The sequence below is a fragment of the Enterobacter cloacae complex sp. IR5412 genome (genome assembly GCF_049237385.1).
In the GTDB taxonomy this organism is placed as follows: domain Bacteria; phylum Pseudomonadota; class Gammaproteobacteria; order Enterobacterales; family Enterobacteriaceae; genus Enterobacter; species Enterobacter intestinihominis.
The window spans coordinates 247,324-259,137 of sequence record NZ_JBMKHQ010000001.1 but is presented as its reverse complement, the minus strand read 5'-3'; the positions used below and the strand labels follow the sequence as shown (position 1 = coordinate 259,137).

General features: G+C 56.2%; 11 protein-coding genes. 3 read left to right on the top strand and 8 right to left on the bottom strand.

From position 1 onward, the window contains the following. Positions 1 to 9: 9 nt before the first annotated feature. The 4 genes from fliI to fliF are packed head-to-tail and all read right to left on the bottom strand — an operon-like array spanning position 10 to position 4,753. On the bottom strand, positions 10 to 1,380 hold the full coding sequence (gene fliI / locus ACOTX2_RS01345; protein WP_032624018.1) for a flagellar protein export ATPase FliI: 1,371 nt from the start codon (positions 1,378 to 1,380) through the stop codon (positions 10 to 12). Next, complete coding sequence (fliH, locus tag ACOTX2_RS01340; protein ID WP_022648550.1) at positions 1,380 to 2,087, bottom strand: flagellar assembly protein FliH; 708 nt, start codon at positions 2,085 to 2,087, stop codon at positions 1,380 to 1,382. Before fliH ends, fliI begins: the two co-directional genes overlap by 1 nt. Then, positions 2,080 to 3,078: a flagellar motor switch protein FliG gene (gene fliG, locus ACOTX2_RS01335; RefSeq protein WP_003859608.1), complete on the bottom strand. Its 999-nt coding sequence runs from the start codon at positions 3,076 to 3,078 to the stop codon at positions 2,080 to 2,082. The genes fliH and fliG overlap by 8 nt, the downstream gene beginning before the upstream one ends. Then, on the bottom strand, positions 3,071 to 4,753 hold the full coding sequence (fliF, locus tag ACOTX2_RS01330; protein ID WP_022648549.1) for a flagellar basal-body MS-ring/collar protein FliF: 1,683 nt from the start codon (positions 4,751 to 4,753) through the stop codon (positions 3,071 to 3,073). Before fliF ends, fliG begins: the two co-directional genes overlap by 8 nt. Before the next feature lie 228 nt (positions 4,754 to 4,981). Between fliF and fliE the strand changes: the two genes are divergently transcribed. Both fliE and yedD read left to right on the top strand, forming a co-directional pair. Continuing rightward, positions 4,982 to 5,296: a flagellar hook-basal body complex protein FliE gene (gene fliE, locus ACOTX2_RS01325; RefSeq protein ID WP_022648548.1), complete on the top strand. Its 315-nt coding sequence runs from the start codon at positions 4,982 to 4,984 to the stop codon at positions 5,294 to 5,296. Positions 5,297 to 5,371: 75 nt separating this feature from the next. Then, complete coding sequence (yedD, locus tag ACOTX2_RS01320) at positions 5,372 to 5,785, top strand: lipoprotein YedD (RefSeq protein WP_022648547.1); 414 nt, start codon at positions 5,372 to 5,374, stop codon at positions 5,783 to 5,785. Positions 5,786 to 6,292: 507 nt separating this feature from the next. On the opposite strand, the gene amyA is transcribed toward yedD, so the two are convergent. The 4 genes from amyA to fliD form a co-directional block, all read right to left on the bottom strand. After that, positions 6,293 to 7,780 (bottom strand): alpha-amylase, encoded by a 1,488-nt coding sequence (gene amyA, locus ACOTX2_RS01315; protein ID WP_063843758.1) that lies wholly within the window; start codon positions 7,778 to 7,780, stop codon positions 6,293 to 6,295. Between the two features lie 98 nt (positions 7,781 to 7,878). After that, entirely contained in the window at positions 7,879 to 8,250 is a 372-nt protein-coding gene (gene fliT, locus ACOTX2_RS01310) for a flagella biosynthesis regulatory protein FliT (protein WP_006811148.1), read from the bottom strand. Then, positions 8,250 to 8,660 (bottom strand): flagellar export chaperone FliS, encoded by a 411-nt coding sequence (fliS, locus tag ACOTX2_RS01305; RefSeq protein WP_003859616.1) that lies wholly within the window; start codon positions 8,658 to 8,660, stop codon positions 8,250 to 8,252. Before fliS ends, fliT begins: the two co-directional genes overlap by 1 nt. A 30-nt stretch (positions 8,661 to 8,690) precedes the next feature. Next, the gene (fliD, locus tag ACOTX2_RS01300; RefSeq protein ID WP_023300484.1) at positions 8,691 to 10,103 is read right to left on the bottom strand and encodes a flagellar filament capping protein FliD; all 1,413 of its coding nucleotides are present in this window, start codon (positions 10,101 to 10,103) and stop codon (positions 8,691 to 8,693) included. Between the two features lie 269 nt (positions 10,104 to 10,372). Here fliD and ACOTX2_RS01295 point away from each other — a divergent pair, with 269 nt between their 5' ends. Beyond that, positions 10,373 to 11,698: a FliC/FljB family flagellin gene (locus ACOTX2_RS01295; protein WP_023300483.1), complete on the top strand. Its 1,326-nt coding sequence runs from the start codon at positions 10,373 to 10,375 to the stop codon at positions 11,696 to 11,698. Positions 11,699 to 11,814: the final 116 nt, after the last annotated feature.

Sequence of the window (11,814 nt, the reverse complement as noted above, 5' to 3'; positions counted from 1 at the left end):
CCACCTGTGTTACACCTGCGGGAAAATCAGCTCCAGTGCCTGGAGGGAATCTTCCCAGTCGGCGCGTTCAAAAATACCCTGTTGCAGAAATGCCTCCAGCTGCGGCCAGAGGGCAATCGCTTTATCGAGCATCGGATCGCTGCCTTTGGCGTACGCTCCGACGCTTACCAGATCGCGGTTGCGCTGGAAGCTGGAGAGCAGTTGTTTGAAGTTACGCACGCGGGCATAGTGTTGCTCAGTGATCAGGGCCGTCATCGCACGGCTGATCGAGGCTTCAATATCAATCGCCGGGTAGTGCCCGGCTTCGGCCAGACGGCGCGACAGCACGATATGGCCGTCGAGGATCGCGCGCGCAGAATCGGCAATCGGGTCCTGCTGGTCATCGCCTTCGGTCAGTACCGTATAGAACGCGGTGATGGAGCCTCCGCCGCTGATGCCGTTCCCCGCACGCTCAACCAACGCCGGGAGCTTGGCGAAGACCGACGGCGGGTAACCTTTGGTCGCGGGCGGCTCGCCGATGGCCAGCGCAATCTCACGCTGCGCCATCGCGTAGCGGGTCAGGGAGTCCATAATCAGCAGCACGTGCTGGCCCCGGTCGCGGAAATCTTCCGCGATACGCGTGGCGTAGGCGGCACCCTGCATACGCAGCAGCGGCGACACGTCCGCCGGGGCGGCGATCACCACCGAGCGGGCGCGACCCTCCGCACCAAGAATGTTTTCGATGAAATCTTTGACTTCGCGACCACGCTCACCAATCAGGCCGACGACGATAACGTCCGCCTGGGTATAACGCGCCATCATGCCGAGCAGGACCGATTTACCCACGCCGGAGCCGGCAAACAGCCCCATACGCTGGCCGCGTCCCACGGTGAGTAGGGCGTTAATTGGCCGCACGCCGGTATCCAGTACGTGCTCGATTGGCGTGCGTTGCAGTGGGTTAAAGGGTTGGGTGATCAGCGCGCCGGTTTCGGTGGTATCAGGGGAGGGCAGGCCATCGAGCGGTTTGCCGCTCCCGTCCAGCACGCGGCCCAGCAGCGCCGGACCGAGCGGGAGCTGTTTGCCGCTTTGCAGGCCGTCACCGCTGATGTTTTTCGCGTAGACGCGGGCGCCGGGCAAAATCCCTTCCACTTCCTCAAGGGGCATGAGGAACAGTCGCTGGCCGTTAAACCCGACCACTTCACTTTCCACTTCACGCGTCTCACTCCCGTCCTGACGCTCAATCACGCAGGTGGCGCCGAGCGGAAGTTGCAGACCCGTGGCTTCCAGGACCAGACCGGTGGCACGCGTCAGGCGTCCATAACGACGAACGGATGGCAGCTGCGCCATCTTCGTTTCAAAATTATCGAGCGTGTTAAGCCAGCGCGTAAGGCGTGCGGTCATCAGACGACTCCCGGTGCCGCCAGGCGGCACAGTTCCTGCCAGCGGGTCGCGACGCTGGCATCCAGATCGCCCTCATCCGCCGAGACCTTACAGCCTCCGTGATGGAGCGACGGATCGCCGCGCAGCCGCCAGCCGTGCAGGCTCAGCGTCGCGCCGAGGCTCTCTTCCACGCGCTGCAAATCATCAGGATGCACGCGCAGCTGCGGTTTGCCGCTGAACAGCGGCTCCTGCTGGAGCAGCCCCTGGATTTGCTTAATCAGCGCGGCGTTATCCACGACCGGCGTCTGGCCGATCACCTGACGGGCCGCCTCCAGCGCCATCTGCATCAGGCGCGAGGCAATCACGCTGTCCAGCGCATCCAGCGTGTGCTGAAACTCGCTCACCAGCTGCTGCATGCGGGCATGCAGCGGCGCCTGCTGCTGGCGCGCCTGCTCAATGCCCTGCTCTAAACCTTTCGCCAGCCCTTCCTGATAACCCTGTGCGTGCCCGGTCTGACGGCCTTCGTTCATCCCGGCGTTGAAGCCCTGCTCGTGCGCCTGCATTTGCATCTGGGCCAGCATCTGGGCGCGCTGTTCCTCTTCACTCAGCTCGGGCACGCCCGCCCCGGCGTCGCCCTCATCGGACGACACTATGGCAGGGGTGAACTCTGCGGTGGGAGGGGAGAGGTCGTCAGGCGTCCAGCGCTTCCACGACAGTTCATCAGACATAGGTGTCGTCTCCGCTGCCAATCACCATCTCGCCGGTTTCTGCCAGACGACGAACAATAAGCAGGATCGCTTTCTGTTCGTTCTCCACCTGAGACAAACGCACCGGGCCACGGTTGGCCAGGTCGTCGCGCAGGATATCGGCCGCACGCTGGGACATGTTGCGCAGGAACTTCTCGCGCAGCGGCTGCTCGGCGCCTTTGAGGGCGATAAGCAGGGACTCCGAATCCACTTCCTGAAGCAGGCGCTGAATGCTGCGATCGTCCACTTCGACCAGGTTTTCGAACAGGAACATCTCGTCGATAATTTTCTGCGCCAGTTCGCCGTCGAACTCGCGCACCGCCGTAATAACCGCCTCTTCCTGCTGCGTTTTCATCAGGTTGATGATTTCCGCTGCCGTTCTCACGCCGCCCATTTTGCTGCGCTTGAGGTTCTGGCCGTCGAGCAGGTTGTTCAGCACTTCGGTCAGCTCCGCCAGCGCGGCTGGCTGGACGCCGCCGAAGGTGGCGATACGCAGCATCACGTCGTGGCGCAGGCGCTCGTCGAACAGCGCCAGAATATCGGCCGCCTGCCCCCGTTTGAGGTGGACCAGAATGGTGGCGATAATCTGCGGGTGCTCGTCGCGAATAAGATCGGCGGCGCTTTGCGGCTCCATAAAGTTGAGCGTTTCGATCCCGCTGGCGGTGTCGCGCGTTTCGAGAATATCTTCCAGCAGGCTGGCGGCGCGTTCTTCGCCCAGCGCCTTAACCAGCACGGAGCGCAGGTATTCGTTGGCGTTGACGTTGAGCGCAGCAAACTGCTCGGCTTCCTGCTCAAACTCCGCCAGCACTTCGGTCAGCTGCTTGTTGGAGATCTGGCGCACGTTGGCCATCGCCGCGCTGAGGATCTGCACTTCTCGCTGAGAGAGGTGTTTAAACACCTCCGCCGCGCGATCTTCGCCAATGGTCATCAGCAGGATGACGCTCTTATCGGTGCCTGTAAGCGTATTACTCATGTTCGTTACCCATCCAACCGCGGATGACCAGCGCGACGACGCGCGGATCGTTATCTGACATTTCGCGAATGCGCTGGCTCATCACCTCTGCGCCCATACGCTGGTTAGCACGACGCTGCTGCATCTGTTCATCTTTGCTGAGACGAACTTCAACCGCTTCTTCCTCGTCCGGACGCGCGTTCTTCTGTTCCAGCGCAGCTTTTTCGGCTTCAGCGCGACGCTGAAGCTGAGGACGGACACCCTTACGCCACAGCAGCCACGCGACAATCAGCACCAGCAGCCAGCGGCCTGCGGACATCAGCTGATCGAAGAACGCCTGCTGTTGCCAGAACGGCAGTTCGCCACCGGTCTCATCCACCGGGTTGAACGGTGAGTTCACAACGTTGAGGGTATCGCCACGTTTTTCAGAGAAGCCCATCGCTTCGCGGGTCAAATCTTCGATCTGCTTCATCTGCTCTGCCGTGAGCGGCAGCGGTTTACCGTCCGGCAGCGTTTTGTAGTTCACCACCACGGCAACAGAGAGACGCTGAATATCGCCCGTGTTCAGTTTGGTATGGCGGATAGTCCGGTCGACTTCGTAGTTGGTCGTTTCGTTACGGCTGCTGTTACGCGGGCCGGCACTGTTCGCGGTTGAGGTCGTCTGCTGATTCGTTTGCTGACCGTTCTGCGGGTTGGCCGGCGGCGTGGAGATTGGCGCGGCGTTGGCAGGCGCAGGCTGGTTAGAGAGCGCACCCGGCACACCGCCAGGATACTGGCCACCGACCTGTTCCGTCTCATTGATCTGACGCGAGCGTAACACGGCGCGAGAAGCATCCCCGTTCGGGGCGTACTGCTCTTCGGTCTGTTCTTTATTCGAGAAATCAATCTGCGCGGTGACCTGCGCATGCACGTTGCTGTTGCCCACCACCGGGCCCAGAATCGCTTCGATGCGACGCTGGAGACGGCCTTCCACGTCGGCAGCGTATTTCAGCTGGGCGTCGTTGAGATCGCGCCCGGCGGTGTTGGACTGCGTCAGCAGGTGACCGCTCTGATCCACCAGCGTAACGTTACCCGGCGGCAGACCGGCTACCGCACTGGAGACCAGGTGCGTGACGGCGCTGATCTGCCCTTCATCCAGCGCACGACCGGGTTCGAGGTTAACCGTCACAGAGGCAGAAGGGGACTTTTGTTCGCGGACAAACAGGGACGGCTTAGGCATCGCCAGGTGCACGCGGGCACTTTTCACCGGGCCTAAGGTTTCAATCGTACGGGCCAGCTCACCTTCCAGCGCGCGCTGGTAGTTAACCTGCTCGCTGAACTGGCTGATGCCGAATTTTTCCTGATCCAGCAGTTCAAACCCAACCGCGCCGCCTTTCGGCAGCCCCTGCTGGGCGAGACGCAGGCGAAGCTCGTGCACTTTATCTGCCGGCACTTCAAGCGCACCGCCGTTATCGGCAAAGCGATACGGGATGTTCATCTGGGTCAACTGGGTGACGATGGCACCGCCATCCTGGTCGGAAAGGTTGCTGTAGAGCGTGCGGTAATCCGGGCTTTTTGCCCATAAGACCATCGCGACAACGATCGCAATGGCGGCAGCGCCTGCCACAATCAACGGGATCTTAGGGTTGGCGCGAAGGCGGTTCATCCACTCGAGTGATTTATTCTGCGGCGCTGTCGATGCTGCTGTCGCACTCATTGCGCACCTCTTAAATCCTGGTGGTTTACGTTATTCGTGTAGAGAAACAAAACTGACTCCCGGGTCGGCAAACACGACAAAAGTTCCATACTGATGGCCCTGCCATTATTTGATGATTCGGGATTTTCTATGCGTCAAATAACCTGGTTTTTTAACGCTATTTACCGCCATTATCTTATTGACAAGCTGTTAGTCTTGACCTCGTAAAAAACCATCCAGGGGAGAGTCATGGCTATACAGGGCATTGAAGGGGTACTCAGTCAGTTACAGGCAACGGCGATGACCGCCCGTAATCAGAGCGTAACTGACCAGCCGCAGGGCATTAGCTTCGCCGGTCAACTGCATGCGGCGCTGGACCGGATCAGCGATAAGCAAAACGCGGCCCGTACCCAGGCTGAGAGATTTACCCTCGGTGAACCCGGCGTGGCGCTCAACGATGTGATGGCCGATCTGCAAAAAGCGTCGGTGTCATTGCAGATGGGGTTGCAGGTGCGTAACAAGCTGGTGTCGGCGTATCAGGACGTGATGTCGATGCAGGTGTGAAACCTTCCAATCTTACGCTGGCAGCCTGATGGCTTTAATGCCACAATATTTTTTTCTTCGCATGCAGGAAAGATGATGAAAAAAGTAGCAATTGTGGCTGCAATGCTGACGTTAGCGGGATGCGTTCAGGTCGAAAACTATCAGGAAGTGGTTAAGCATCCGGCACCTTCGCATCTGGCAGGTTACTGGCAGTCGAAAGGGCCGCAGAGCGCGATGGTGAGCCCGGAGGCGATTGCCACGCTGGTGGTGACGCCAGAGGGTGATACCCTGGACTGCCGTCAGTGGCAGCGCGTTATCGCGGTGCCGGGTAAGATCATGCTGCGTTCAGATGATTATTATAACGTGACCGAAAAACGAGACGTCTATCCGCTCGATCGTGATGGGGCGGCGCTGGAGTATGACGGCATGGAACTGTACAAGGTTGACCGCCCAACGGTGGAATGCGCAGATTACCTGAGCAAGAATCCGCTGGAGAGTAAGCTTCCGTAACCGTTTTGGAGTTTGCGCCCTCTACCCGTGGTCTGAGGGATCTCCACAAAATAATGCCTTCACCGTCGGCCCCCTCTCCCTGGAGGGAGAGGGCTGGGGGTGAGGGGGAACATACGGCTCTGGTGATCATTCCGTTCACTTTATGTTCCTTGCTACTCTGTAGCGACATGAGCGGTGAACGTGCCAGGGTGGCTCAGTCGCCACCACCCTGGCGACCCGGGCTCCCGGCGGAAAATCGCCGCTTCGCGGTACCCTCAGCTTTTTCCTTCAGGCTATCGGGACGGGCATGAGCCTGCATCCATGCAGGCCACGCCCTCTCGGCGCTTCCCTGCGCCTCGCCCCGGCCTTACGGAAACGCTTCGGCGATTTACAGCCGGACCAGGGCATTGCTGAAAGTCCTCAGTTATTATGAAGGCAACGTTATTGCTTCTGCTTTCAAATTACTGGGGATATCTCTCCCTGTGGGAAAGGGTCGGGGTGAGGGCATCAGGCCGCACCTTTCCCGTACTACAGCGCGTCTTCAATCACCCAGACGCTGACGCTTCCCCCGTTACAGAAGAACGTCCCTTCGCCATCCGCCGCCGTGGTCACGGTTTCCTCGCGGTTGCCTAAAAAATCACGCCAGGTCTTATTGCCGTAATTCTCGCCGAGGCAGATCGTCTTCTCACCGTCATCACCATTCGACAGCACCACCACACAGCCCGGGTTCTCCTCTGTCCCGCTGCGGCTAAACGCAATGCAGTTTGGATGATCGAAAAAAAGGGTTTGCACGCCGTGGGCAAAACGCTGCCGGGCGAGGATCAGCTCGTGGAGCTGTTCAATCACCGGCATATCAATGTGATACGTCTCACCATCCCCGCCAGTGTCGTCATAGCTGGCGCCAAAAAGATCCGGGTAGAACACGCTCGGCACGCCGTTTTCACGCAGCAGGATGAGCGCGTAGGCCAGCGGTTTGAACCAGGCTTCAACCGGGGCTTCCAGCGCCTGCAAGGGCTGGGTGTCATGGTTGGCCACCAGCGTTACGGCATGGAACGGATCGGCTTCCACCAGCGTACCGGTGAAAATCTGGCTCATATCGTAGTCGCGTCCCTGGCGTGACGCTTCGTGAAATTTCATTTGCAGTGGCGCATCAAACAACATGGTTTTGCCGTCCACCTGATTGATGTAGTGCTGCAATTTATCTACTTCGTGAGACCAGTATTCCGCCACAATAAATAGCGGCTGCGGGGCCACCTCCTGGACGTGTTCAATCCACTCTTTATAGAACCAGGCCGGAATGTGTTTTACCGCGTCCAGGCGGAAGCCGTCGCAGTGGGTTTGCTCCATCACCCAGCGCGCCCAGTATTTGATCTCCTCCGTCACCGCATGGTTGCGAAAATCAATATTTTCACCCATCAGGTAATCGAAATTGCCCATCTCGTCGTCGACCTGATCGTTCCAGCCTTCGCCGGTGTAGTCGTTAACGATTTTGAAGATACCGTCCTCATTGGGATTTTCAATGTGGTCGATACCGCTAAAGCATTTGTAATCCCAGATGAACTGCGAATACTGCCCGGCCCGAACGGGGAAGGTGTAGCGCGTCCAGGCTTCACATTCGATGATCTCATCGCTGATTTGGGTGCGATCCTGAGCATCCACGCGCTGCACGCGGACGGGTTCCTTTTCATCGGCCCCCATTTTATGGTTGACCACCACGTCCAGAAGCACCGCAATCTGGTTGCTTTTTAAGGCGTTGATGGCCTCCAGCAGCTGGGCTTTATCGCCGTATTTGGTGGCGACACTGCCTTTCTGGTCAAACTCACCGAGGTCGAAAAGGTCATAAGAGTCATACCCGACGGAATAGCCGCCGGATGCGCCTTTGTAGGCCGGGGGTAACCAGACCATATTAATGCCGATTTCGTTCAGGTTGGGGGCTAATGCCGTGACTTCTCGCCACAATTCACCGCCGGTGGGGTAGTACCAGTGAAAACATTGTAAAAGTGTTGGGTTGCGCATGCACCATCTCCATGAGGTCGCGAAACTCAAGTATGGAGCAGGTTTGGCAGAAATGCCTGGCGAACGAAACGGTTAACGCTTGCCCGCCAGTTAAATGGCTAATTAATATCGCTATTACTTTGCGGAACAAGGACATGACCGCCCTGGTTACCGTAGGTGGAGAGAACGGTTTTCTGGATGGAGGATTGCCCAACCAGCTTCGCCAGCTCATCCATTCTGGCTTGCAGCAATGTTTTTACCTGGCCTTCGTTGTCCAGGATCACCCGCAGCGTCGGGCGAAGCTGCTCCTGAATCTGCATCGAAGGTTCACTTTCCTGAGTGAGACGAGCCAGTGAGTGCACCGCATTAACATAGTCGGTTTCACAGATGATCAGATCATCCCATAGTCCCTGCCGCGCCAGTCGCAACATCAACTGGCTCTGCTCAAGGAGTTGCTGATAAAGGGCATAAAGTTGCGGTGCGTTACTCATTAGACGGCGTCCTGCATCAGTTGTGGCGTACCGGCAACCTCCTTCCACCCGTCAGCGATATTGCGCAGCAGGTTTTCCACCTCTTCGATGGCGCTGGCGTCGTTATTCACGTTGGCGTGCAGGAGGCGACGTACCATATAGGCATAAAGGGCAATCAGGTTTTGCGTAAGCTCATCACCGTTATTTTCCACCAGGCCAACCTTCAGCCCGTTTTCGATAATGTTGATGGCTTTTGAGAGCGCCAGCCCTTTAGCAGGAATATTACCGTCTGCCAGGAACAGACGCGCGCGTACCAGCGCGCTGAGGGCTCCATCAAATAGCATGATTACCAGCTGCTGCTGGCTGGCGCTCATCACCGCGCTTTCAACTTCTATCTTTGCGTAGGCCTGCGTGCCTTTTGCGCCGTACATGTTATCCCCCTCGGGTCTGATTAGCGTTTACTACTTGTTGCTGGACGTATTTTCGAACTGCTGCGTCAGGTAGCTGCTGGTGTTGTTCAGCGAGGTCATCAGTACGTCCAGCTGGGTAAACTGGGCTTTGTACTGCGCCACTCTTGCATCAATACGTTCGCTCACGGCGTTATATTGATCCGTTAACTTGTTCAGCGTTTTGCTGACGCCATCTTTGGCCGCCTGGATAATGCCTTTACTGGAAAGCCAGTCAGTCAGATGGGTGGCCATGGTGGTGGTGATCCCGGTGGTTTTTCCGTCACCTACAACCAGATCTTTCACCGCAGACGGGTTATCCGTCAGCGCTTTTTTCAGCTTTTCGCTGCTCAGCTCCAGCTTGCCCGTGCTTGGATCTGAGGTAATGCCAACCTGAGACAGCGTTTTATAGGCGGTTCCGCCGACGGTGTTGCTCAGCATGGTTTTCAGCTGCGTCTGGATAGTACGCAGCGTAGTGTCTCCGAGCAGGGCGCCGTTGCTGGAATCCTGCGCATCTGTGCCCGCATCAACCGCCGTATATTTGGTTAACGATGCAAAGCTGTCCTGAAGGGTGTTGTAGGCATCCACCCAGGCTTTCATCGCCGTTTCCGCTTTAGACGTATCTTTAGTAATCGTCAGCGTCTGGTTACCGGTGGTGACGTCGTTCAGGTTCAGGGTGATATCTTCCAGCGCATCGCTAATGGTGTTGCTGCTGTTTTCGATATCTACGTTATTCACCTTCAGCTTCGCGTTTTGCGCGGTAACGCTTTCCATCATACCGTTGCTGGCATCGGTGCTGGTGCCGTTGTAACCCATAAAGGATTGCAGGGCGCTATCGCCGCTTACGCTGATGCTGACCGCGTTGTCCGCTCCGGTTTCGGTGGAGGTGATGGACAGACGATATTGACCATTACCGACGTTAATAATACTGGCGGTCACGCCGGCGTCAGCTTTGTTAATCGCATCGCGAATGCCGGTCAGCGAGGAATTTGCCGCGCTGATATCGATGGTCACCGGATCTTTACCGTTTCCGGCGGTAAAGGTGATCTTGCTGTCAGCCGTGGCAATGGCCGTTTTGGTATCCGGCTGTGCGTTTTTGGTCGTCAGGGTTTGCGCCTGCGCCAGCTGCGACACGCTGATGGTATATTTACCGGCAATCGCGCTGCCGGTAGTGGTGGCGCTGAATGCCGTGGAGCTGCTCGACGTGCTGGTCGCCGTAAACAGGTCGGCTTTATTCAGCGCGGTGTTTGCAGTCTGAAACGCTTCCAGCGAACTCTTCAACGTGCCGTAAGCGCTAAGCTTGGCGGTATAAGATGACTGTTGTTTGGTTATCGGCGTCAACTGTGCTTTTTCGGCCGTGGTCAGACTATCCAGAATGTCTGCTAACTTAAGACCCGAACCGATCCCCAATGATGAAATACTTGCCATATTTATTCCTTAATCTATCGACACGTAGAACGAATAGTGGGGTTATCGGCTTTTATGGGGGAAAGTTTACGGTTAATTTCTTTTTTTTAATGGCGGGAATAACGGTAATAGAGAAGAGCTTTTCCGTGGCTAAAAAAATTAACGCGATCCTGAAAAAAAATCTAAAGGTTGGTTTGGACCAGACGATAACACCTTTGACGGCGATGAAGCCGAAGGGTGGAAACCCAAATCTAACCAAACAGATTTGATGAACAACAGGAATCGAAATCATGGCACAAGTCATTAATACCAACAGCCTCTCGCTGATCACTCAGAACAACATCAACAAGAACCAGTCCGCTCTGTCTTCTTCTATCGAGCGTCTGTCTTCTGGTCTGCGTATCAACAGCGCGAAAGATGACGCTGCGGGCCAGGCTATCGCTAACCGCTTCACCTCTAACATCAAAGGTCTGACTCAGGCTGCACGTAACGCTAACGACGGTATCTCTCTGGCACAGACCACTGAAGGCGCGCTGTCTGAAATCAACAACAACCTGCAGCGTGTTCGTGAACTGACCGTTCAGGCAACTACCGGTACTAACTCTGATTCTGACCTGTCTTCAATCCAGGACGAAATCAAATCCCGCCTGTCTGAAATCGACCGCGTATCCGGTCAGACTCAGTTCAACGGCGTGAACGTGCTGGCTAAAGACGGTACCATGAAGATTCAGGTTGGTGCGAACGATGGTCAGACTATTTCCATCGACTTGCAGAAAATTGACTCTTCAACTTTAGGTCTGAACGGATTCTCCGTTTCTAAAAACGCGCTGGAAACTGGCGAAGCGATTACCCAACTCCCGAATGGTGCTGGTGCGCCAATCGCTGTGAAGATGGACGCGTCTGTTCTGACTGACCTGAACATCACTGATGCTTCTGCTGTTTCTCTGCATAACGTAACTAAAGGCGGTAATGCGACTTCTACCTATGTTGTTCAGTATGGCGATAAGAGCTATGCAGCTTCTGTTGCTCAGGATGGCACAGTCAAACTGAACAAAGCAGACGTTACATATAATGACAAGGCAAATGGTGTTGCTGACGCAACGCAGACTGGTAGCCTGGTTCAGGTCGGTGCTGATGCTGATAACAATGCAGTGGGCTTTGTAACTGTACAAGGTAAAAATTACGTTGCAAATAACTCATTAACAAATGCCAATGGTGCGGATGCAGCGGCAGCAGCTACCTCTGTAACAATTGATGGTGGTACAGGTAACCAGGCCAAGATCGAGCTTAGCCAAAATGGTACTACTGCTGCAACTACTGAGTTCGCTGGTGCTTCTACAAATAATCCACTGGCTCTGCTGGACAAAGCTATCGCGTCCGTAGACAAATTCCGTTCTTCTCTGGGTGCGGTACAGAACCGTCTGAGCTCTGCGGTTACCAACCTGAACAACACCACCACCAACCTGTCTGAAGCGCAGTCCCGTATTCAGGATGCCGACTATGCGACCGAAGTGTCAAATATGTCCAAAGCGCAGATCGTTCAGCAGGCCGGTAACTCCGTGCTGTCCAAAGCTAACCAGGTTCCTCAGCAGGTTCTGTCTCTGCTGCAAGGCTAATCGCCTGATTACGCTTAAACCCCGCTTCGGCGGGGTTTTTTCTATCCATGCACAAGCGTAACCCCCCAAATAACCCCTCATTTCACCCACTATTCACCCGATTAAAACCCCTCCAG